22 protein-coding genes and 1 pseudogene are annotated in these 23,102 nt (G+C 45.6%); 12 read left to right on the top strand and 11 right to left on the bottom strand.

Annotated elements, in window-relative coordinates; genetic code table 11:
• The first annotated feature begins 18 nt into the window (after nt 1–18).
• The 3 genes and pseudogenes from WDV75_RS02320 to WDV75_RS02310 form a co-directional block, all read left to right on the top strand.
• A complete protein-coding gene (locus WDV75_RS02320; protein ID WP_273559737.1) occupies nt 19–1,323 on the top strand; it encodes a glycoside hydrolase family 19 protein in 1,305 nt (434 codons plus the stop codon).
• A gap of 1 nt (nt 1,324) precedes the next feature.
• Complete coding sequence (locus WDV75_RS02315; RefSeq protein WP_273559738.1) at nt 1,325–1,753, top strand: hypothetical protein; 429 nt, start codon at nt 1,325–1,327, stop codon at nt 1,751–1,753.
• A gap of 141 nt (nt 1,754–1,894) precedes the next feature.
• Nucleotides 1,895–2,083: pseudogene (locus WDV75_RS02310) on the top strand (transposase); the annotation flags it as partial.
• Nucleotides 2,084–2,188: 105 nt separating this feature from the next.
• Here the strand turns inward: WDV75_RS02310 and WDV75_RS02305 are convergent.
• The 10 genes from WDV75_RS02305 to mreB form a co-directional block, all read right to left on the bottom strand.
• Nucleotides 2,189–2,458 (bottom strand): barstar family protein, encoded by a 270-nt coding sequence (locus WDV75_RS02305; protein ID WP_273559740.1) that lies wholly within the window; start codon nt 2,456–2,458, stop codon nt 2,189–2,191.
• A 4-nt stretch (nt 2,459–2,462) separates the two neighbouring features.
• Entirely contained in the window at nt 2,463–2,876 is a 414-nt protein-coding gene (locus WDV75_RS02300; RefSeq protein ID WP_273559742.1) for a ribonuclease domain-containing protein, read from the bottom strand.
• A 40-nt stretch (nt 2,877–2,916) separates the two neighbouring features.
• Nucleotides 2,917–4,362: a metalloprotease TldD gene (tldD, locus tag WDV75_RS02295; RefSeq protein ID WP_273559744.1), complete on the bottom strand. Its 1,446-nt coding sequence runs from the start codon at nt 4,360–4,362 to the stop codon at nt 2,917–2,919.
• Nucleotides 4,363–4,380: 18 nt separating this feature from the next.
• On the bottom strand, nt 4,381–5,229 hold the full coding sequence (gene nit1, locus WDV75_RS02290; protein ID WP_189759134.1) for a deaminated glutathione amidase: 849 nt from the start codon (nt 5,227–5,229) through the stop codon (nt 4,381–4,383).
• The gene (gene yhdP / locus WDV75_RS02285) at nt 5,226–9,038 is read right to left on the bottom strand and encodes an AsmA2 domain-containing protein YhdP (protein WP_273559747.1); all 3,813 of its coding nucleotides are present in this window, start codon (nt 9,036–9,038) and stop codon (nt 5,226–5,228) included. Before yhdP ends, nit1 begins: the two co-directional genes overlap by 4 nt.
• A gap of 91 nt (nt 9,039–9,129) precedes the next feature.
• Complete coding sequence (rng, locus tag WDV75_RS02280; RefSeq protein ID WP_189759132.1) at nt 9,130–10,599, bottom strand: ribonuclease G; 1,470 nt, start codon at nt 10,597–10,599, stop codon at nt 9,130–9,132.
• Nucleotides 10,596–11,183: a Maf family protein gene (locus WDV75_RS02275; RefSeq protein WP_273559749.1), complete on the bottom strand. Its 588-nt coding sequence runs from the start codon at nt 11,181–11,183 to the stop codon at nt 10,596–10,598. Before WDV75_RS02275 ends, rng begins: the two co-directional genes overlap by 4 nt.
• Before the next feature lie 78 nt (nt 11,184–11,261).
• Entirely contained in the window at nt 11,262–11,750 is a 489-nt protein-coding gene (gene mreD, locus WDV75_RS02270) for a rod shape-determining protein MreD (protein ID WP_273559751.1), read from the bottom strand.
• On the bottom strand, nt 11,747–12,736 hold the full coding sequence (mreC, locus tag WDV75_RS02265; RefSeq protein ID WP_273559753.1) for a rod shape-determining protein MreC: 990 nt from the start codon (nt 12,734–12,736) through the stop codon (nt 11,747–11,749). The genes mreD and mreC overlap by 4 nt, the downstream gene beginning before the upstream one ends.
• A gap of 108 nt (nt 12,737–12,844) precedes the next feature.
• Complete coding sequence (mreB, locus tag WDV75_RS02260; RefSeq protein WP_189759128.1) at nt 12,845–13,888, bottom strand: rod shape-determining protein MreB; 1,044 nt, start codon at nt 13,886–13,888, stop codon at nt 12,845–12,847.
• Nucleotides 13,889–14,401: 513 nt separating this feature from the next.
• Here mreB and WDV75_RS02255 point away from each other — a divergent pair.
• The 9 genes from WDV75_RS02255 (at nt 14,402) to fis (ending at nt 22,097) form a co-directional block, all read left to right on the top strand.
• Nucleotides 14,402–15,376 carry an MDR family oxidoreductase gene (locus WDV75_RS02255; RefSeq protein WP_273559757.1) on the top strand — a complete coding sequence of 325 codons (975 nt, stop codon included), beginning with the start codon at nt 14,402–14,404 and terminating at the stop codon, nt 15,374–15,376.
• 155 nt (nt 15,377–15,531) lie between these two features.
• The gene (gene aroQ / locus WDV75_RS02250; RefSeq protein WP_273559758.1) at nt 15,532–15,984 is read left to right on the top strand and encodes a type II 3-dehydroquinate dehydratase; all 453 of its coding nucleotides are present in this window, start codon (nt 15,532–15,534) and stop codon (nt 15,982–15,984) included.
• Nucleotides 15,985–16,011: 27 nt separating this feature from the next.
• A complete protein-coding gene (gene accB, locus WDV75_RS02245; RefSeq protein WP_189759125.1) occupies nt 16,012–16,464 on the top strand; it encodes an acetyl-CoA carboxylase biotin carboxyl carrier protein in 453 nt (150 codons plus the stop codon).
• A gap of 13 nt (nt 16,465–16,477) precedes the next feature.
• Complete coding sequence (gene accC / locus WDV75_RS02240) at nt 16,478–17,827, top strand: acetyl-CoA carboxylase biotin carboxylase subunit (RefSeq protein WP_189759124.1); 1,350 nt, start codon at nt 16,478–16,480, stop codon at nt 17,825–17,827.
• A gap of 112 nt (nt 17,828–17,939) precedes the next feature.
• Nucleotides 17,940–18,182 (top strand): YhdT family protein, encoded by a 243-nt coding sequence (locus WDV75_RS02235; protein WP_074024973.1) that lies wholly within the window; start codon nt 17,940–17,942, stop codon nt 18,180–18,182.
• The gene (panF, locus tag WDV75_RS02230) at nt 18,172–19,617 is read left to right on the top strand and encodes a sodium/pantothenate symporter (protein WP_273559762.1); all 1,446 of its coding nucleotides are present in this window, start codon (nt 18,172–18,174) and stop codon (nt 19,615–19,617) included. The genes WDV75_RS02235 and panF overlap by 11 nt, the downstream gene beginning before the upstream one ends.
• A gap of 26 nt (nt 19,618–19,643) precedes the next feature.
• The gene (gene prmA, locus WDV75_RS02225) at nt 19,644–20,525 is read left to right on the top strand and encodes a 50S ribosomal protein L11 methyltransferase (protein WP_273559764.1); all 882 of its coding nucleotides are present in this window, start codon (nt 19,644–19,646) and stop codon (nt 20,523–20,525) included.
• A 284-nt stretch (nt 20,526–20,809) separates the two neighbouring features.
• Nucleotides 20,810–21,793 (top strand): tRNA dihydrouridine synthase DusB, encoded by a 984-nt coding sequence (gene dusB, locus WDV75_RS02220; RefSeq protein ID WP_273559821.1) that lies wholly within the window; start codon nt 20,810–20,812, stop codon nt 21,791–21,793.
• 7 nt (nt 21,794–21,800) lie between these two features.
• Complete coding sequence (fis, locus tag WDV75_RS02215) at nt 21,801–22,097, top strand: DNA-binding transcriptional regulator Fis (protein WP_010847912.1); 297 nt, start codon at nt 21,801–21,803, stop codon at nt 22,095–22,097.
• Between the two features lie 314 nt (nt 22,098–22,411).
• On the opposite strand, the gene WDV75_RS02210 is transcribed toward fis, so the two are convergent.
• Nucleotides 22,412–22,669 carry a helix-turn-helix domain-containing protein gene (locus tag WDV75_RS02210; protein WP_273559766.1) on the bottom strand — a complete coding sequence of 86 codons (258 nt, stop codon included), beginning with the start codon at nt 22,667–22,669 and terminating at the stop codon, nt 22,412–22,414.
• Nucleotides 22,670–23,102: the final 433 nt, after the last annotated feature.

The following is a 23,102-nucleotide window of genomic DNA, read 5'->3' as shown; positions in this document are numbered from 1 at the left end:
GATAAAAGGAAGAAAAGAATGAGTCAGCTAAAACCGACGGATTGCATTGATTGCCAAAAAATACTGAAACACTGGATTGAATTTCAGCTTGTGGATGAAGAAGGTAAGCCATTGGTGGGAATGTCTTATAAATTGAAAAGTCGGGGGAATCAAAACATTAAACGAACCGGTACTACCGATGGGGATGGTTTATTACGTGAAGAAGATCTTCCACCCATGCCTGTCACCTTATCCATATCAGCACAACCACTGGCGGATGAAATTGTCAAACGAACACCTCGTGGGCAAGCTGGAAAGGACAACTCCCAAGTTAGGCCAACGGCTTTAACGAATGGATATGAATACCAATACATCACATTGGGTATGGTCAGTGACGCATACCCTAGGATTAGCGAATGGCAGGAGCAGGAATTACAGAATTCAGAGCATTTCCGTGGTTCAACGTTAAAGGGACTTTCAACTCATCAGCTCAATCGGCGGCATGTGTTGGAAATACAAGTGATTAAAAACAAATGTGCATGTTATAGAGATATTACACTAAGTGAACTGCAAGAAATATTACCCAATGTACCACAAAGAAGACTTGAATACTATTTAAACGCATTTAATCAGGGGTTTAATAAGTTTGATATTACTACATGCCGAGGAAAAGCCCACTTCTTAGCACAAGTATTCCATGAAAGTGGTAAATTGCGATACACGAAAGAAATTGGGGGGGAAAATGAATCATATAGCCCTTGGTATGGCAGGGGTTTAATACAATTGACACACCAACGTGCATATAGACAATATGGTAATTATATTGGTGAAGATGTAACTTCTTCTAACGAAAATAGGGATAAACTATTATCTTCACCGCATAGTGTACTATCCGCATTTTGGTTTTATAAAGTAAAAAACCCATCAGTTTTTAACTCGGCGGCAAATGATGACTTTAACAAAGTGACTGCGCTTATCAACGGGGGATTCAATGGCTATGATGATAGATTATTTCATCTAAAAAAAGCAATTAATGCATTGAAAGCGGAACATCTTAATCAATTGTTAAGCAATGACGAATTCGAATTTGCTAGTAGCTCTATCTATAATAATAAAATTAATTCTTTCGCATGGGGACTCTGGCATGATCCCAGTACAAAAAAACAGGGAACAGCGAAGGATAGTGATAAAGCTTTGAGAGGATATGAAAGAGTACAGGAATTAATTACTGCGAATCCTTTTAGAAGAAATGAATTGGAACAAAAAATGTATGGAATAAAAAAAAGTGATGTCTCCAATTATATAAACAGGAGAATTGCTGCCTTGAGAGGAAGAGGAAATTAAAATGAATAAAAAAAATATTTTTTTTATTTTAACCCTATTGTCTTTTAATGTTTTTTCTTCTGAATGGACTAGTGAATTTAGGTGCTTTACTTCTGATAGTAAAAAATTAATAAATGTAAAGATGGTTAACATTCACTCAAAAGAAGATAATGCCAGCCTTAGCTATGTTAAGTATGAGAAGTCTCATATTTCTATACCGATTCTTCTCGTTAAAGATGAGTCTGAAATATTAAGTGAGAATAGGCCATATATGAGTACAACGGTATGGAATGAAATGATTCAAGGGAAAGTCAATGGGACCTATACTGTTATTTCACAGGGAGCAAGAGTCTATGGTTTCACATATATAAATAAAAAAGGAAAACAAGTGGATTTTGAGGAAAATTTGGAGGCTTATGACGCAGAAAAAAAAGACTGTATTTGGAAATAACTTATGGAAAATCTATCGCCGTAAAAAGTATGCTCACAGCATGGAGTGCCAAACTGATTGACAGCCAGAGAGCCTGTACGTAGATTTATGTAATTGCCCAATTTTGATATGTTTAATTAACCATCAAAAGAAGGTGCACTTATGGACGACAAACAGTTACAGGCTCTTGCGACAAAATTGGCTAAAAATCTAAAAACCCCTGATGATCTCCGTTTTCTCAAAAAATTAACGGTTGAAACCACCCTTAATGCTGAACTGACTGAACATCTCGGCCACGGGAAAAATAACGCTAAAACAGGCACCAACACCCGTAATGGTTATTCATCAAGAAGGTCATGAGCAATGATGGCACTTTGGGATTAGCCTGTATTAATAAACCAAAAGCCGCCTGCATCAACGCAAGCGGCTTAAAGAACCTCAAACAGAAGAGACAATTCAACCTATCACATTAAACCGCAATTCCCCTTCCAGCTCTTCTTCGGCTTCTTCTAATAACAATATTAACGCCGCAAAGCGCGTTCTTTTTTGCCCAGTCACGTGGATAAAATTAATCTCAACGGGTAACTGAATATAGCCAGTCACTGCATCCCACAGTGCATCCAAGTTGCTACCAAAATCATCCCCAAGATCGAAGCGCTGTTTGAATTCATCATAGAAAGCGCTCAAATCAGGGAGTTGGCTAAAGTCGAATTCCACCTTTTTCATGCCATTACTCCAGTCGGGTAAAACTGTTGTAGTGATCAACCGTTAGATAAATAAAGCCATCGTTAGAATAAAGTAACCTGTCACTTCCTCTGTGCCCACACCGATAATTGACATCCGCTTCAAACCAGTGGCGGCCGGATTTTGTCGGTAATTTATTCTCACGGTTGGAAAATTTATCACCACCAATCGCTTTGCCCGGCAATACTTCACATAAATTACCTGCACGAGCGTTCCAGCCAAGGCGACGGGCTTGCTTCTTCGTAATGTAATAGTCTGGCAATGTGTGATGCTGACGCAGATAGTCCGCCACACGGTTTTGTTCAGTCAGAACATCAATCTGTTCTTCCTCTGAGTTGGCAAAGGCGGTATACATGACAGCCAGAGCCAATAGTACCGCCGCCAGGATGCTCTTTTTCATGATGACCTCAAGCCATTCGTTCCAATACTCAAGAAAATGATCAGGCTGTTCCACCTACAGTCAAGTTATCCAGTTTCAACGTTGGTTGACCAACACCCACTGGTACACTTTGGCCTTCTTTACCGCAAACACCTACACCTTTGTCGAGAGCCAAATCATTGCCAACCATTGAAATTTGCTGCATGGCTTCAATCCCCGAACCAATCAAGGTCGCCCCTTTTACTGGCTTAGTGATTTTGCCGTTTTCAATCAAATAAGCTTCAGAAGTTGAGAAAACAAATTTACCCGATGTGATATCCACCTGACCACCACCGAAATTCGGTGCGTATAGCCCACGATCTACACTGGCGATAATTTCTTCTGGTGTGGAATTCCCCGCCAGCATGTAGGTATTAGTCATACGTGGCATCGGCAAGTGAGCATAGGATTCACGGCGGCCGTTACCTGTCGGAGCTACGCCCATCAAGCGAGCGTTGAGTTTATCCTGCATGTAGCCTTTCAAGATGCCATTTTCGATCAGGACATTGTATTGCCCTGGAACGCCTTCATCATCAATCGCCAATGAACCACGCCGCCCTTCAAGTGTCCCGTCATCCACTACGGTACAGAGTTCTGAAGCCACTTTTTGCCCAATCTGACCAGAGAAAACAGAAGTTCCGCGGCGGTTAAAGTCCCCTTCCAGACCGTGCCCCACCGCTTCATGCAACAGAACGCCCGGCCATCCAGCACCCAATACAACTGGCATAGTGCCCGCAGGCGCGGCAACCGCTGACAAGTTGATCAGTGCCATGCGAACCGCTTCACGCGCAAATTGCTCTGCCAGAATCTGACCATCTTCGGTACGCAGGAAATATTCGTAACCATAACGAGCACCACCACCACTGCCGCCACGCTCACGCTTACCGTCTTCTTCCACCAAGACACTGACAGAAAGGCGTACCAATGGGCGAATATCTGCTGCCAATGTACCGTCTGTCGCCGCCACCAACACTTGTTCATAAACACCGGTCAGGCTGGCATTGACTTCTTGTACACGGGGATCTTCCGCCCGTGCAATTTGATCAACGCGATGCAACAAAGCAATTTTTTCTTCCCGACTCATGCTCTGCAAAGGATCAATTGTTGGATAAAGTGCCTTATGCGTCCCTGCACCTAACGTGTGCGAAATACCATTACCTGCTTCCCGCACGATACTGCGCGCAGCCTGAGCGCTTTGCTGTAACGCATTCAATGTGATTTGATCTGCGTAAGCAAAACCCGTTTTTTCTCCACTGATCGCACGAACGCCCACGCCTTGATCAATATTATAGGAGCCTTCTTTGATGATGCGGTCTTCCAATACCCATGTTTCGTGATAACTGGATTGGAAATAGAGATCGGCATAGTCCAGACGACGCTCCGCCAATTGCCCCAGTACAGAAAATAAGTCTTGATGATTCAAATTATTAGCAGCCAGTAAATGTTCACTGACATAAGTTAAACTCATATTAATTACTCTTTTATCTTAGTTTGTATTCTTTTTTATCAAAGAAGTCAGTTGTGGACGGAAGCGATTGTGTTTCACCACTTTTATCTGCTCACGCATGTGAGTCAAACTATCCCGACGGATATTAAGCTGTAACGCGCTGACAGTCAGAGGATTTTTCTTGATAATCTCTCCCCAGCCACTGATCGCCATGGTATGTCCCCACGTCCTGCGAGTGCCATGTACACCAACCTGTGCGGGTGCCAAAATAATACATTGATTCTCGATAGCACGGGCTCTCAGCAAGGGTTCCCAATGTGCTTTACCCGTCAAGCGGGTGAAAGCAGCAGGGACGGAAATAAGCTCTGCACCCTGTTCACGCAATGCCTGAAAAAGTCCTGGAAAACGCAGATCATAACAGATAGTCATTCCCAGACGACCAACAGGTGTATCAACAACGGTAATATGCTCCCCACGCTGATAAATAGTGGATTCATTATAGGCACCATGTTCATCGTTGATATTGACATCAAACATGTGGATTTTGTCGTAACGTGCCCGAATTTCGCCTTGATCATCAAACAGCAAACTACTGCTTGTGATACGAGTAGGATCTTCCCGACTGATAAGCGGCATAGAACCAATCAGCAGCCAAACACCGTAACGTTGTGCCAGTTCGCTCACGGCCTGCTGTAATGGCCCACATCCCTGCGTTTCTGCATGTGCGCGGTAGGTATCAGCATCAGCGAATAACAGGGCATTTTCTGGTGTCAGTACCAGTTTTACTGTCTCTGGTACTTGCCTGATCTGCTGTTCAATTTGCGCTAAATTGTGTTTGACATTCGTACCACTGCATAATTGTAAAAGTGCAACATTGGCGTTTTTCATGGCCCTTTATTCTCCTTAAGCTGACGTATAACTTCATCAATTTTAGGTTGTTCGAGGCTGCCCGTTAACCGATAGCGAATCACCGATATCTTACTCCATAAGGGCCTTAGTGCTTTTGTTGCGGCAAAAATTGCCGCGCCAGCCACAGGATTGACGGCAAAAGCCGTTGCAACTCCCACCGTTGTCGAAATTTCTGGCGTAATGACCAGTGCCATATTGATCTGACGATGAACTAAATCTGTCCGCCCTGTCGCATTGATGTCTGCTGCCAATCCATCGATAAGAAAGTTATCGGTATATATGACGCCATTTTTTAGCGTCGCGTCACCACGAATGGAATCAAAGTTGAAATCATTACTGAATGTGTCACTAAAATCCAATTGTAATTTACGCAACAACGCATCAAAACTAATAAGCCTGAATAATTGCCCGGCTCTGCCGCCGCCTAATTTGGCGATGGCCCCTTTTTTCATGTCGCCAGTCAGCGTGCCATTCAGCGTTTTGAGATCTGGCTGCCACGGGACATTTTGCCAATTCAAATTGAAATCAAATTTGAAAGGCGCATCCACAATCGGTACGATAAAGCCCAAATAAGCAGCCATATCATCGAATTTTTCTCCTGATAACTGCCCTTTGATATGACTATAACTTCCGGTATGGTTTTCATACCAACGCCCAGATAATGTCAGGTTTCCAGCACTGTTCTCCATTTGCCCATTGGTCAAAATCAGGGAATCACCTTCTGGCCTGATCGATCCAGATATTTTGCCAAGTTTTAATCCACCCACCCAGCATTCCGCGCATTTAACATCCAATGCAGGCCAATTGTTCAAAGCATAATGGGGCACTGGCGCCTTATCTGACATTAACCTTTTACCATCAACCGATGAATCTGTCGCAAACAAAGGATCATAATAAAGGTAATTGATTGATGCCTGCATAGGCTTATGCTTTGCAATCAGAAGGTTGCCATTAATTTCTTTCCCTTGTGCACTCACGGTTACTTCACCGTTTTGTTGCACGACATTGAATATAAGTTGATTCCAGCGCTGTCCAGCAAGATCCAGCGCTGGCAATGAAATTTCAAATAAGCTTGGCCATAGCGAACCGTTATCTTTCGAGGGCTGCCAATGCAGAAGTTCAAGCAACGCCAATAATTTTTCACCATCAATGGCAGGCAATTTTAAGGCCAGCAATGATTTTTTCGGCAGAGCAGGAATACCTATATTATCGGTCTGAAAAATACCTCGCTGCAATTTGGTATGGGCTTCTTCCAGCCTCCACTGGGTGTTGAAAGCATATCGCTTGCCCAGTAATCCTTTGATCTGGAGCTGGTCCATATCACCTTCAGCATGGAGGTTAACTTTATTCCATTCCCGCAGAGATTCTGTGTCCAATATGGGTAATTGGCTATGCAAATGTGACAAATCTGCATTAACTGCCACACGGTATTTCACGTCACTTTTTGTCTCACCAGAAGGTATCGTAACATTGACATTTCCCTGCCAATTCAACGCCCCAGAGAGCTTGTTGCGGATCTCCGCTGGAAGTTCCGGTAATGCCTTCGCCGCCCAATGTGAATCCAGTTTCACATCAACCTGATAATGTTTTGGCAAGTCTTGGGTGGAAAACTGTAGGGATAAGGGATTTCCTAACCAATGAGCAGTTAATGTCTCACTTTTTAACTTACCATTGTCAAAGCGGAATTTGCCATTGAGATGCGCCATCTCGCTATTCAATGGCTTAATGAACAGATGAGTATCTTTCAGCGCCACTTCCCCGCTCGCTGTAACTTTCCCACGCTGTAAGGGAATATCCATATGGAGTTTTCCATCCACCCGACCACTTAGCTGTAAGTTCTCTAGTGCGCTGCCAATCGTGTCTGCCATCGGGCTATGGTTGAAATAATCATGAATACTCTTCCCATCCCCAGAGAGTGCCGCATCAATCAACAGTTTATGCTTACCGTAATCAGGGATCACTGCCGAAACGTGAGTCGCCTCCACTTTTCCCAACTGTGCTTTCTGTGCCAGCATCCACAATCCATTGTTCTGGAAGTTAAGATCAATATTCAAATCAAACAGTGCCGGCCAATCGGGTTGGTATTGAAAAGTGGCATGGCGCAGCGGCACAACTACCTGAAATTGACCGTTGTTCTGCTTAAACGGAAAATCATGAGGATCACCATGAAAAATCAGGGTCGCATTATCGACCTTTCCTTTAATCAAGGAAGCAGTCAAATAGTCTGTCAGAGATTCCCCCATCAGTGGCTTGGGAAAATAGCGCCAAGCCTCACCCAAGTCATTAACTCGAATCCCCGCTAACATGGCTAAAACAGGTGGTTTACTGTGAGGTTTTCGGTAATGGAAATTTCCATTAAGCCATAGCGATTTGGCCTGCAAATCCAGCCCCTGGCTCCATACTTCCATGCCATCTTGACCATTTTTCCAGAATACTTGCCCTTCGCTGCGGGTAATCTCAAGTGGAGCCTGAAACATATTACCATAATCAATGGTGCTGTTTTTCAGTGCAAGGTTGAGCTTTCCCCAATGCTTATTTCCCGCTAAGCTGCCACTAAAATGGTTAACTGAAGGCAGTTCCTTCCAACGTAACCAGCTGACATCCTGCCATTTCAGGCGAATGCCCATATCATCGGGAAGTGCTGGTGTGATATCGAGGGCAAAATTGTCAATCACCCCTTTTGGCTGGCGCTGCTGCCAATCCTTGACGATATCCGGTGTCACAAAAGAGAGTATCGGTAATATCCCGTTTAAATATTCAAGCTGGATATTTTCAGCACGAATACGCCAGTGATCATTACCCTGATATTGCTGTGACTGCTTAACATACAGTGTTGCGAGCTTCCCTTCAGGCCACTGTTGTTCGTCAGTTTTCAGGCTTGCCAGATTTGGCACGTCAAACAACCACCCTTCACCCTGGCGACGCATCTGCACCAGAAAGTCACGCACTTCAAGCCGATGGTTTTCAGTTTCGACATGCCAATTGGCGCCACCATGCCTGAGCTGCAAACGTCCACTTTCAATCCGCCCATTTTGCAAGGTAATCCAACTAGCCAGACTGAAATGAGCATTATCCAATCCTGTGTTATCCCTTAACCAACGGCTTAACCACAGTCGCATGTCGATATCATCGGCCTGCAAATAAACGGTGCCATTATCCAAGATCCCAGCGCTATCTTTCAGGTCAAGTTTCACCTGGACAATACCTTCTTGCCCATTAAGCGAAGAGAGGCTTACGCTGCCTTGTGCCCGATGGCGGTTATCTTGATTCAGCCAGGTTAGCTGCGGTAATAGCAAATCGGCTTTTTCACCCGATGGCGTCAAAAAAGTCAAACGGCTGTCATGCAAATCAAAATGATTGAATTGCTCAAGAAACAGGGTAGAGAGGCTATCCGGCTGAGAAAACCTGTTTTCGCCCTCTGCGCCAAACAGCGCTTTATCGTAATTTACCTGAAGCTGGTAAAAGGACAGATCACGAAAATGCCAGCGCCGTTGTAACAGTGAGCGCCAGACATCCAAAGAAAGTATGACCTTTTGGGCATGAATATCGGCATCTGCCGTTTTCGCGCTGATATCATGGATTTCCAGACTAGGGCCAAAAGGTTCCCAGTGACCTGTTATGTAGCCAATATTGACAGGAATGTTTGTCACGTCAGCAATTTTTTCGACTAATTGCTGACGATATTCATTGATGTGTGGCAGGAAGAAACGCAACCCGCTGACAAGCAAAGCCACAATGATAATGACTATTGCGGCTGTCGCTAATAGTATCCCCGGCAGTCGCTTCACGCATTTCTCCTTGGTTGCCAGCGCTATTTCTCTGCAAGCTAGTTTTCTAACCTTCTTCTACAGACTCGTTCTTACAAATGAACTGATGGTGTTACATCATGATAACGTCAAATTGCTCCTGGCTGTAACGCTGTTCTGTCTGCACTTTGACCTGTTTACCGACAAAAATTTCCACCTCAGCCAATGCGTGGGACTCATCCCCTTTTAGGGCTTCACTGACGGCTGGCGAGGCATAAACCAGAAAACGCGCAGCATCAATTGCACGGTTGACACGTACAATTTCACGCAAGATTTCATAACAGACAGTTTCGACGGATTTTACCGTGCCACGCCCCTGACACGTTGGACAATTATCACACAAGATATGTTCGATACTTTCCCGTGTACGTTTGCGCGTCATCTCAACCAAACCCAATTGTGAAAAACCATTGATGGTAGTTTTCACCCTATCTTTACTTAGTGCTTGTTCCAGAGAAGCTAATACACGGCGCCGGTGCTCTTCATTACCCATGTCAATAAAATCAATGATAATGATACCGCCCAAATTACGGAGCCTTAATTGTCGGGCAATGGCCTGTGTTGCTTCGATATTAGTATTAAAGATAGTCTCATCTAAGTTGCGATGCCCAACAAAAGCTCCCGTATTAATATCAATTGTTGTCATGGCTTCTGTCTGATCAATGATCAGATAACCACCTGACTTTAATTCAACCTTACGTTCCAGCGCCCGTTGAATTTCATTTTCCACATCGTACAGATCAAATATCGGCTGGTTTCCCTGATAATGTTCCAATTTAGCGTTCATTTCAGGGATATATTCATCAATAAATTCCTGCAATTGGATAAATGTCTGGCGGGAATCAACCCGAATGCGATCGAGGGAGGCTCTAACAAAATCACGTAAAACACGCTGCGCCAGTGCTAATTCACCATAGACCTTGTTTTTGGTGATATTGCGTTTCTTACGTTCAATCACTTTACTCCACAGGCGCTTCAAAAATGCGGCATCCTGTGCCAGTTCTTCTTTTCCCACACCTTCGGCGGCCGTGCGGATAATAAACCCTCCATGCTCATCACAATACTCCATGACAATGCTTTTCAGGCGATCACGCTCTGCTTCGCTCTCTATGCGCTGTGAAACACCAACATGCGATGCACCTGGCATAAACACCAGGTAACGTGATGGTAAGGTGATATCCGTTGTCAAACGGGCACCTTTTGTCCCCAGAGGATCTTTCACTACCTGAACAAGTAAATCCTGCCCCTGACGCACTAATTCAGCAATGTCCCTGACATGGAAATTCTTCCGTTCTTCGCCGGCAATACATTCAGTATGGGGCACAATATCCGAAGCATGTAAAAAAGCCGCTTTCTCCAGCCCAATATCGACAAAAGCCGCCTGCATACCCGGTAAAACCCGGCTCACGCGCCCTTTATAAATGTTTCCGACAATGCCCCTTTTGGCTTCTCGCTCAATATGAATTTCTTGTAAGATACCGCCATCAATATAAGCAACCCGCGTTTCGGATGGTGTTATATTGACTAATAACTCTGCTGTCATGAATAGTCCTTCCCATCAGCTAACGCTAAAAATCGTGTGATTAATTCATACGTTTCCACCAGTGGTAAGCCGACAACAGCGTGGTAACTGCCATTAATTTTTCTGACAAAACAACCACCTTTACCTTGAATGCCATAAGCGCCGGCTTTATCCATTGGCTCCCCAGTGGCAATATATTCCTGTATTTCCCGTTGGGACAACTGGCGGAATATCACATCTGTAATGACTATCTCACTCAAGGTATGTTGATTGTTCGATAAAGCAACAGCCGTCATGACCTGATGGCGTTGACCAGACAAACCGTTAAGCATTTCCATAGCGTGTTGCTGATTTCGCGGTTTTTCCAAAATTTGGTTATTCAATACAACAAGGGTATCCGCCCCCAGAACGGGGTAATCATGTGAGGCAATGGCTACGCCAGCCTGTGCTTTCTCTCTGGCTAATCGAGTAACATATTGCTGTGGAGACTCTCCTTCACGCCATTTTTCTTCGACCTGAGATGCCAGGATTTCAAAATTAAAATCCAATAATTCCACCAGCTCACGCCGTCTTGGGGAGCCAGAAGCTAAGTAAATGGTTTTCATCGCGAATAATCCTTAGGAGTCTATCCCATCAGCTATTTTTTGTTATATGCCTTTGCCTTTTAAATACAGAAACCCACTTTAACGGACTGAAAATTGACGACGGATTTTCCGCATTAATAAGAATAGCCAAGGCCAGAGAATACCATTGACTACCCCATTCCAGAACACTTCTGGATGAAAGATAGTCTTGAGTAACAGAGCATGGATCAGAAAAACGCAGAAGTTCATCAATGTCGAAAGCCCGACGACAACCAAGGCTTGCTGCCAAAGCGCCATATTGCGAAGAAGCTGAAATTTGAATGCGACCAGAAAACTGATAATGCTCAATGCCAGAGCATGTGCTCCCAAAATACTGCCGTGCAACAGATCAGTAATAATCCCCAAAACAAAGCCAGTACCAACGCTGACACGATGGGGAAGCGCAAGCAACCAATAAACTAAGCACAGCATCAGTAAGGTAGGCCGAAACATAAAAAACTGCTCCGGCCACGGCATAATCTGTAGCACGATAGCAATCAGGAAAGATAACCAAATAACCCAAAGTCCTTGGCTATGATATTGACTCATTGACGATTTCCTGTAGCTGGTAATGTCGGTTTTTCCACTGACTTTGGTGTCAACAACTGTGGTGACTCATTTGATGGATTTGGCAACACTTGCGGTAACATCTGCATCAAACGTTCATTGGCAGCGCGGTATACTTCCGAAGGTGGCAATGGTTCAGACGGATCGTTATCTCCTCCCCACAATAGGAGTAAATAGCGCAAGCGTCGCAATTCGGCCAACGGACGGGCACGAATTACCGCATGAGCCCGCTGGTTATCAATTTTGACAGAAGAGACGACAGCCACAGGATAACCTTCAGGAAAACGCCCTCCCAGCCCCGATGTCACCAATACATCACCTACGCGGATATCTGTATCACTTGGTAAAGGTTCCAACAGGAGATCATCCGTACACCCTGCTCCCCCAGCGATAACACGAATGTCGTTTCGCAGTACCTGCACCGGAATGGCATGAGAGGTATCGCAAATCAACAATATCCGGCTGCTCAACTGGCTCACGGCAGTCACTTGCCCTACGACACCACGATCACTGATCACCGGTTGCCCTTCGTACACGCCATCCTTCGCCCCTTTATCAATGACAATTTGATCGCGGTATGGATCCATCCCCCCAGAAATCACCTGCGATACCATCATGTGTTCATCATGACGCAGTGGCGATCCCAGTAATTCACGTAAACGGGAATTTTCTTGTTTCAGTTGCCCTAACAGCAGCAATTTACTGTCCTGTAAACGCAATTCATTACGCAGGGCTCTATTTTCCAGCTCCAGATGATTACGGCTAACGAAAGATTCTGAGAGGCCGTCCAAAAACTGACGCGGCCCGTTGGCAAGAAAATAAAAAGGACTCACAGCCGTATCCATGTAGCTACGGACTTTATTGAAAATACCAAGGCGACTGTCTACCACCATCAAAATAATGGCAACAATGATAGCAAAAAAGAGTCGTAGTTGCAGAGAAGGCCCTCTGCTGAAAATCGGCTTCATAAATGGCGTATTGTCGAGCTGTGTTGTCTCATAAATGATAAAACTCCGGTACAATCAGCAAGGAGGCCCCAATAAAACACGTCCACCTCCCAGCTCGCAGAGTTACTTTCAGTCTTCGCTGAACAGATCGCCACCATGCATGTCGATCATCTCCAGTGCCTTGCCACCACCACGGGCAACACAGGTCAGTGGATCTTCCGCAACAATGACAGGAATGCCGGTTTCTTCCATCAGCAAACGATCAAGATTACGCAACAACGCACCACCGCCAGTCAACACCATGCCTCGTTCAGAAATATCGGAGGCCAATTCTGGTGGGCACTGTTCCAGAGCGACCATCACGGCACTCACAATACCCGTTAATGGTTCTTGCAGAGCTTCAAGGATTTCATTGGAATTCAGGGTAAAACTGCGAGGTACACCTTCCGCAAGGTTACGGCCACGCACTTCGATTTCTCGTACTTCATCCGTTGGATAAGCAGAACCAATTCCATGTTTAATGCGCTCTGCCGTTGCTTCCCCAATCAGGGAGCCATAATTACGACGAACGTAGTTGATGATAGCTTCATCAAAACGGTCACCACCAATACGTACAGAAGAAGAATAAACCACCCCATTAAGGGAAATAACCGCAACTTCAGTGGTGCCCCCACCAATATCAACGACCATTGAACCCGTTGCTTCGGAAACCGGTAAACCAGCACCGATAGCCGCCGCCATAGGTTCTTCAATTAAAAATACCTCCCGCGCTCCTGCACTTTGGGCGGATTCACGGATGGCACGACGCTCAACTTGAGTCGCACCGACAGGTACACAGACCAACACGCGCGGGCTTGGACGCATGAAACTGTTATTGTGAACCTGCTTGATAAAATGCTGTAGCATCTTTTCAGTAATATAAAAATCAGCAATCACCCCATCCTTCATGGGACGGATAGCGGCAATATTACCCGGAGTACGTCCCAGCATCTGTTTTGCTTCCAGCCCTACTGCTGCAACGCTTTTTGGTGAACCGGCTCTGTCCTGGCGAATAGCAACGACAGAGGGTTGATCCAATACTATTCCTTGGCCTTTGACATAAATAAGGGTATTGGCAGTACCCAAGTCAATGGACAAATCGTTGGAAAACATGCCACGAAATTTCTTTAACATAACGAAAGGATAATCCTGCAAGCTGGGGACGGAGATTTTCCGTCTACTCTACCAACCACATGAAGCAGCGACAAGGCGCATAATTAACTACTTTTACTACTTCAATAAAAGTGGCCACGTTATTCACATCAGAAACACGGTATTCTACGTTACTTTTCTCTAACGGAGCAGAAAAAAACTGCATAAAAATGGGTTAATTCAGCTAATACACCAAAAAATAACATGACAAAGAAAGTCCCAAGACGAAATGGTTCATGAATTATAAAAACAATAGATGAATTTGGTGAGATATCACAACATTGCTGCTCCCCCATTTAAGTGCATCAGGTTTTAGCTATACCAATCGTCTTTCAAGATGCGCCTTATACCTCCCCGCGACGCGGGGAGGTATAAGTTCTATCTATATTGTAGTAACGCAAAACTGTAATGATGCAAAATTGTGGTAATACCAGAATCGTGGTAATGCTAAGCAAGTAATAATGTCAGATAGATACCTATCAAGAGAGGATGATCATGAAAGCTTTATTACTGGAACAACACGAAACATTATCAGCATCCATTCAAAATATTGATATATCTCAATTGCCATCGGGTAATGTGGTCGTTGATATCCATTGGTCCACACTCAATTACAAAGATGCCCTTGCCATCACCGGCAAGGGGAAGATTATCCGTCAATTTCCGATGGTGCCGGGGATTGATTTTTCTGGTGTTGTCCATCATTCCGAAGATCCCCGTTTTCACGTCGGACAACATGTTTTGCTGACTGGCTGGGGTGTGGGAGAAACGCACTGGGGCGGGCTGGCAGAACAAGCAAGAGTATCAGGGGAGTGGCTGACTCCTTTGCCACCTGCATTAAGTACCCGACAAGCAATGATCATCGGCACGGCGGGTTTTACTGCCATGTTATGTGTCATGGCGTTGGAACAAGGAGGCATCACACCGGAAAGCGGAGAAATCGCTGTGACAGGAGCCAGTGGTGGGGTTGGCAGTACGGCGATTACCTTACTGTCACAACTGGGCTATTCCGTCACTGCGATTAGCAGCAAACCCGACAGCCAAGATTATCTGCTCTCGCTGGGAGCGCAAGCGGTTTTACCGGCGAATGATTTCAACCAACTATCACGTCCATTAGAAAAACAACGTTGGGCCGGTGTAATAGATACCGTTGGTGGCACGATATTGGCTACCTTGCTGGCACAAGTGCGTTACAACGGTACAGTAGCCGCTTGTGGCATGGCAAGTGACAGTCAACTCCCCACGAGCGTAATGCCGTTTATTCTGCGTAATGTTCGTTTACAGGGTGTAGAATCTGTCACTGTCCCTGCGGTGAAACGCCCTGCCATTTGGCAACGTTTGCAAGCGCTACTACCAGATTCCTTTTATCAGCAAGCAGCGCATGAAATTACATTAGAACAGGTGATCGAACACGCCAATAAGTTGATAAACAATCAAATTACGGGCAGAACAGTAGTGAAAGTGCGCTGATAAGACCAGTATTTAGCTGCTAAATGCCACGATATGTTTATAATGTCGGGCTTTATCGTCAAATTTACAATTCTAGCTATCAGAAAGAGATGACAAACCGTTGACATCGAGTTATCTTGGTCGATTGTTGACAGATTGCCGGAGATACCCGCACAATGGCAGACAAGTTTCGCATTTTACTCTTGAATGGCCCTAACCTGAACCTGTTGGGAACACGAGAGCCAGAGACCTACGGCAAGTTAACGCTGGATGACATCGTTAACAGACTGTCAAAAGAAGCTCAACAATCGGGGGCTGAATTATCCCATCTGCAATCCAACGCAGAATCTGAACTAATTGAGAGAATTCATTCTGCGCGGGGCAATACAGATTTTATTTTAATCAACCCTGCAGCATACACGCACACCAGCGTGGCATTGCGCGACGCACTTCTGGCGGTAGATATCCCATTTATTGAGATTCACCTTTCCAACGTGCATTCCCGCGAGCCATTCCGCCACCACTCATATCTTTCCGATATTGCAGTCGGTGTCATCTGTGGATTGGGGGCGGATGGTTATAGTTTCGCATTACAGGCAGCGGTCAACCGCTTGTCAACATCCAACTAATTGACTTAAAAGTACGGAACCACACTCATGGATATTCGTAAGATAAAAAAACTGATCGAGCTGGTTGAAGAATCTGGCATTTCTGAACTGGAAATTTCTGAAGGTGAAGAGTCAGTACGCATCAGCCGGGCAACGACAGCCGCGGCAATACCTGTGACCCAGCAATATATTTCTGCGCCAGCTCAACAGCCAGTGCAGGCCGCTGCACCAGCGCCAGCCGCCGCTGACAAACCCGCGGAAATCAGTGGTCACACAGTTCGCTCGCCGATGGTTGGTACGTTCTACCGTTCACCAAGCCCAGATGCGAAACCTTTCATTGAAGTCGGCCAGCATGTTAATCAGGGCGAAACCCTGTGCATCGTGGAAGCGATGAAAATGATGAACCAGATCGAAGCTGACAAAACAGGCGTAGTAAAAGCGATTCTGGTCCAAGACGGTCAACCTGTTGAATTCGACGAGCCATTGGTCGTCATCGAATAACGAGGCGCACCCCATGCTTGAAAAAATTGTCATTGCTAACCGCGGTGAAATTGCACTGCGTATCCTGAGAGCCTGTAAGGAACTTGGGATCAAAACCGTGGCTGTGCACTCTGCGGCAGACCGTGATCTGAAGCACGTCCTGCTGGCGGATGAAACCGTCTGCATTGGCCCGGCTGCCTCAGCTAAAAGTTATCTAAATATTCCTGCCATTATCTCTGCGGCGGAAATCACTTGTGCACAGGCAATCCACCCGGGTTATGGCTTCCTGTCTGAAAATGCTGACTTTGCCGAGCAGGTCGAGCGTTCTGGCTTTATTTTCATTGGCCCGAAAGCGGACACTATCCGTTTGATGGGGGATAAAGTTTCCGCTATCAACGCAATGAAAAAAGCGGGTGTCCCTTGCGTTCCTGGCTCTGATGGCCCATTGGGTGACGATACTGAGAAAAACAAGGCCATTGCAAACCGCATCGGCTATCCGGTGATCATCAAGGCATCGGGCGGCGGCGGCGGCCGTGGTATGCGCGTCGTACGCAGCGACAAAGATCTGGCACAATCCATCGCTATGACTCGCGCAGAAGCTAAAGCCGCTTTCAACAACGACATGGTATACATGGAGAAATTCCTTGAAAACCCACGTCACGTTGAAATCCAGGTCTTAGCTGATGGTCAGGGCAATGCACTCTATCTGGCTGAACGTGACTGCTCCATGCAGCGCCGCCACCAGAAAGTGGTGGAAGAAGCGCCAGCACCAGGTATCTCACCAGAACTGCGCCGCAGTATCGGTGAGCGTTGTGCCAATGCCTGCATCGAAATTGGCTATCGCGGAGCAGGTACATTTGAGTTCCTGTACGAAAACGGCGAATTCTACTTTATTGAGATGAATACCCGTATTCAGGTTGAACATCCAGTGACTGAAATGATCACTGGCGTTGACTTGATTAAGGAACAGTTGCGTATCGCCTCTGGTATGCCACTATCCATCAAACAGGAAGATGTTGAAATCAAAGGCCATGCGATCGAATGCCGTATCAATGCCGAAGATCCGAAAACCTTCCTGCCAAGTCCAGGCAAAATCACCCATTTCCACTCACCAGGTGGGTTTGGTGTGCGTTGGGAATCCCACATCTATGCGGGATATACCGTACCGCCTTACTATGATTCCATGATTGGTAAGCTCATCACTTACGGCGAAACCCGCGAAGTGGCCATTGCGCGTATGAAGAACGCACTGGCCGAGTTGATCATTGATGGCATTAAGACCAATATCGATCTGCAACTGGCAATCATGAATGACGAGAACTTCCAGAAAGGTGGAACCAATATCCACTATCTGGAGAAGAAATTAGGCTTACATGATAAGTAAGGTTTCTTTGACGCTTATTTAGCGTTTGTTGCTTTGAATAAAATCCCATCTTTTATCGGTGGGATTTTTTATATTCCCCCATATTGTTTCATGTAAATTACCCGGAGAACGAATGGACGGACGATTTGTTCAATCCAATAAAGAAGCACGCTGGGCGATATTCCTGACATTGGCCTATCTTGTTGGTTGGCTGCTGTGTGCTTATTTACCCAGTGATGCCATCGGCTTAACTGGGTTGCCTCGCTGGTTTGAACTGGCTTGCCTGCTGCTACCTGCCTTATTTATCATCCTTTGCTATTTGATGGTGAAGTTTATATTCAAGGACATTCCACTGGAGGATAGTGATGCAAAGTGAAGTCATTCTGCCTCTCGTGGGATATCTGGCATTAGTGTTCATACTCTCAATCTATGCTTATCGCCGCCGACAAACAGGTGAATTCCTCAGTGAGTATTTTCTCGGCAACCGCTCAATGGGGGGTTTTGTACTGGCAATGACCATTACCGCAACTTATATCAGTGCCAGTTCCTTTATTGGTGGTCCTGGTGCCGCTTATAAGTATGGTATCGGTTGGGTGTTATTATCATTGATCCAATTGCCGGCGATATGGCTCTCACTGAGCGTATTGGGAAAAAAATTTGCGATCCTCGCCCGCCGTTATAATGCGGTCACCCTCAACGATATGCTATATGCACGCTACCAAAGCCGCTTTCTGGTCTGGTTTGCCAGTATAAGCCTGCTGGTGGCCTTTATCGGTGCTATGACAGTGCAATTCATTGGCGGTGCTCGTTTACTGGAAACCGCCGCCGGTATCCCTTACGATACAGGATTATTGATTTTTGGCGTTTCCATCGCCCTCTATACGGCTTTTGGCGGTTTTAGAGCCAGCGTCCTTAATGATGCCCTACAAGGATTAGTGATGTTGCTGGGAACCGCGTTATTACTGGCTGGCATTATCTATAAAGCCGGTGGATTATCAGCAGCAGTGACAACACTGCGCACTATTGACCCTAATCTGGTTTCTCCTTATGGCGTCGATAATATCCTCACAGAGCCATTTATGGCGTCTTTCTGGGTACTGGTTTGCTTTGGTGTTGTTGGGCTGCCACACACCGCAGTGCGCTGTATCTCTTATAAAGACAGTAAAGCCGTTCACCGTGGTATTGTGCTTGGCACACTCGTAATGGCATTCCTGATGTTCGGTATGCACCTTGCTGGTGCCCTTGGCCGAGCCATCATTCCTGATCTGACGATCCCCGATCAAGTGATCCCAACGTTAATGATCACGGTACTGCCTCCTGTTGCTGCCGGTATTTTTCTGGCTGCACCAATGGCGGCGATTATGTCCACCATTAACGCCCAATTACTGCAATCTTCGGCCACTATCGTCAAAGATCTCTATTTAAACCTGTTTCCACACCAGATCAGCCAGGAGAAAAAACTGTCACGCATCTCCAGTTATTCCACCCTATTTTTAGGAGCATTACTGCTACTGGCAGCCTGGCGCCCACCTGAGATGATTATCTGGCTGAACTTGCTGGCATTTGGTGGACTGCAAGCCGTTTTCCTCTGGCCACTGGTGCTGGGATTATATTGGGAAAAAGCCAATGCCCAGGGAGCAATCAGCTCAATGCTGACAGGAGCCGCAAGCTATACTTTGCTGGCAACGTTCAATATCCAGCTGCTTGGTTTCCACCCTATCGTGCCATCGCTATTGCTGAGTTTACTGGCATTTTGGCTAGGAAATAAATTTGGTGCGGCTTGCTCTAACCGGTTACATTTCACACAATAACGTGATCCACAAAACGAGAATTTTTTATGCCTTGGATACAATTAAGATTAAACACCACGGGACAACAAGCGGAAGCATTAGGCGATGAGCTGATGGAAAGTGGCGCAGTATCAGTCACCTTTCAGGATAGCCACGATACCCCTATTTTTGAGCCTCTGCCGGGCGAGACGCGTTTATGGGGTGATACCGATGTTATCGGCCTGTATGACGCTGAAATGGATATGAAAGCGGTTGTCAGCCAATTGGAACAACTTCCACAACTGGGTAAAGGTTTTATCCACAAAATTGAACAACTGGAAGATAAAGATTGGGAACGAGAGTGGATGGATAACTTCCACCCTATGCGCTTCGGGAAGCGTCTGTGGATCTGCCCTAGCTGGCGCGAAGTGCCTGAACCAGAGGCCGTCAACGTTATGCTTGACCCTGGTCTGGCCTTCGGCACGGGTACTCATCCAACCACCTCCCTTTGCCTGCAATGGCTGGATGGCCATGACCTGACAGGTAAAACCGTGATCGACTTTGGTTGCGGCTCAGGCATATTGGCTATCGCAGCGCTAAAACTGGGCGCAAAACACGCCATCGGTATTGATATCGATCCACAAGCCATTCAAGCCAGCCGAGATAACGCCGAACGCAATGGGGTATCTGACCAATTAACCCTCTACCTGTCCAAAGATCAACCTAAAGACCTTGAATGCGATATCGTGATTGCCAATATTCTGGCAGGTCCTCTGCGTGAACTTGCTCCTGTCATTGGCTCCCTGCCTAAATCTGGTGGATTATTAGGCTTATCCGGTGTTCTGGCCAGTCAGGCTGACGGGGTAGCTCAGGCCTATGACAATGAATTCATTATTGATCCAATAGCTGAACAAGAAGAATGGTGTCGTATCACGGGGATTAAAAAATAATCAACTGATACCTATTGAAAAGCGTGATTATCCACTAAAATGATCCCCCAGGAGGTCAATTAGTGGTAATCCGCTCTGTTTATGATTAGAAATATAAGTAATAACAAATTTCAGCAATAAAATGTAACTATTTGTTATTTAACAGTAATCAACCAATTTTAAAAAAATCAACTGGAAAAAATCCGTTATAAATGTCGATTCGCTCAAAGTTTGGCCTTTCATATCTTGTGAAAAATGCGTAATATACGCGCCCTTAGTCACAGTTGACCACTCTTTCTTCGTCTATGCGTATCGGACAATACCAGTTGAAAAACTGTCTTATTGCGGCTCCTATGGCAGGCATAACAGATCGCCCGTTTCGATCTCTTTGCTACCAGATGGGAGCAGGAATGACAGTCTCAGAAATGCTTTCTTCCAATCCCCAGGTTTGGAAGACGGATAAATCACGGCTGCGTATGGTTCATAGCGACGAACCCGGAGTGCGTTCTGTACAAATAGCCGGTAGTGATCCCGATGAAATGGCGGCGGCAGCGAAAATTAACGTCGCTAATGGTGCCCAAATCATCGATATCAATATGGGGTGCCCAGCTAAGAAGGTGAATCGTAAGCTGGCAGGCTCTGCATTACTGCGTTATCCAGAACTGGTTGAAAAAATCCTTTCTGCGGTAGTCAATGCAGTTGATGTGCCTGTCACTTTGAAGATCCGCACAGGTTGGTCACCGGAAGAACGTAACTGTGTAGAAATTGCCAAATTGGCCGAACGTTGTGGTATTCAGGCTCTTACGATACATGGCAGGACGCGATCTTGCCTGTTTAATGGTGAAGCCGAGTACGACAATATTCGGACAGTTAAGCAGACTGTTGCCATTCCAATTATTGCCAATGGCGACATTACTGACCCGCTAAAAGCCAGAGCAGTGCTTGAATACACTGGGGCTGATGCCCTGATGATAGGCCGTGCTGCTCAGGGAAGACCCTGGATCTTTCGGGAAATCCAGCATTATCTGGAAACAGGAGAATTGCTGCCACCGATGCCCCTTGGCGAAGTGCAGCGTTTAATGAGCGAGCATGTACGAGAACTGCATGACTTTTACGGTCAAGGCAAAGGAGTTCGTATTGCACGCAAGCATGTATCTTGGTATCTCAAGGAACATGCCCCTGATGACCAGTTTCGGCGCACATTCAACGCCATAGAGGATGCCAGCGAACAGCTGGAGGTGTTGAAGGCATACTTCGAAAATTTTTGCGTAAATAAAGAAAAGAGCTGACAGAACTATGTTCGAACAACGCGTAAATTCTGATGTACTAACCGTTGCTACTGTAAATTCACAAGATCAGGTAACTCAAAAACCTCTGCGTGATTCGGTTAAACAAGCACTGAAGAACTATTTTGCTCAATTGAACGGTCAAGACGTTAATGACCTGTATGAGCTGGTACTGGCTGAAGTAGAACAGCCACTGTTGGACATGGTGATGCAATACACCCGTGGCAACCAGACTCGCGCAGCACTGATGATGGGAATCAACCGTGGCACTCTGCGTAAGAAACTGAAAAAATACGGCATGAACTGATCCTAGTCTAGTAACATGTTGTTAAATCGGCACTTTTTACTATGTAGAAAGTGCTTTTTACTTAGAATTACCCCACCGATTACCCCACAAAAAAATCCTCAGCACAAAAACTCACAGAACAACATGAGTACCAAAGAAAAATAAGAATTAGATGTGTTATAGAGGTCAGTACACCAAACGTTCCAACCTTGTGAAAAGTTACGACGTATTTCGTCTGGAAGCATTGAGATGAAAGTTACAGATGTTTCTACCAGTGAGAAGATACCCCGTTACGGCTATCTTCCCGATGATTTTTAAATGGAACTGATTATTTTTTATGATTTATCCCGAACCTTGCGTTCGATCAATTCACCATACGAATCAAAATAGCGGCTGGGCCAGATTTCAGAGGGATGTATTTCAAGATAGTTAGCAATGATCCATTCGCCTTTCGGCCACGGTCTACTGAGAGTATTTGCTAGTGTAGATGAGCTGAGTCCAGATTCACGAGAAACAGCCGCTAAGGTTGTACCGCGCTTACGTAATGCAGCGATGATATCGGCTTGATGCCAGTCGTTTTTGGTATTGAACATTCCTGCTACCCCTTCCATTAATTGAAAAAATTGATGGTGGCGATTCAGACAGGGTTTGCAGACCGGATGTATCCAACCGGTGAGGCCGAAACCTCCCCTGCCTGAACCACCATTGAAAAGGCGATAGCAGACACACTGGTAGAAATTTCCTACCAGTGGGATACATTCAAGGCTGCAAAACCTTGACCATTGGATTTTGCCAATGGCGGGGCTACTTTAACTGATTGGTTTATCGGACTCAATAAGCGAACCAGTAAAAACCGCTTACATTTTTGCGTTATGTGCTGTCCAGATGAGATCTGATACCCTTGCTACTTTGAGTTCAAGCAAATATGACAGTCAACTCAAAAGCGGACGTTGTATTTACACAAAAAATAGCATCTCGCTCTTGGTCGGAATGAATCCCACTTACTGGGCAGGTAAGTGTAAAAAT

This window comes from Xenorhabdus griffiniae (assembly GCF_037265215.1).
GTDB lineage: Bacteria > Pseudomonadota > Gammaproteobacteria > Enterobacterales > Enterobacteriaceae > Xenorhabdus > Xenorhabdus griffiniae.
Note: the sequence above shows the minus strand (reverse complement) of the source record. Positions and strands in the feature narration are given on the sequence as shown.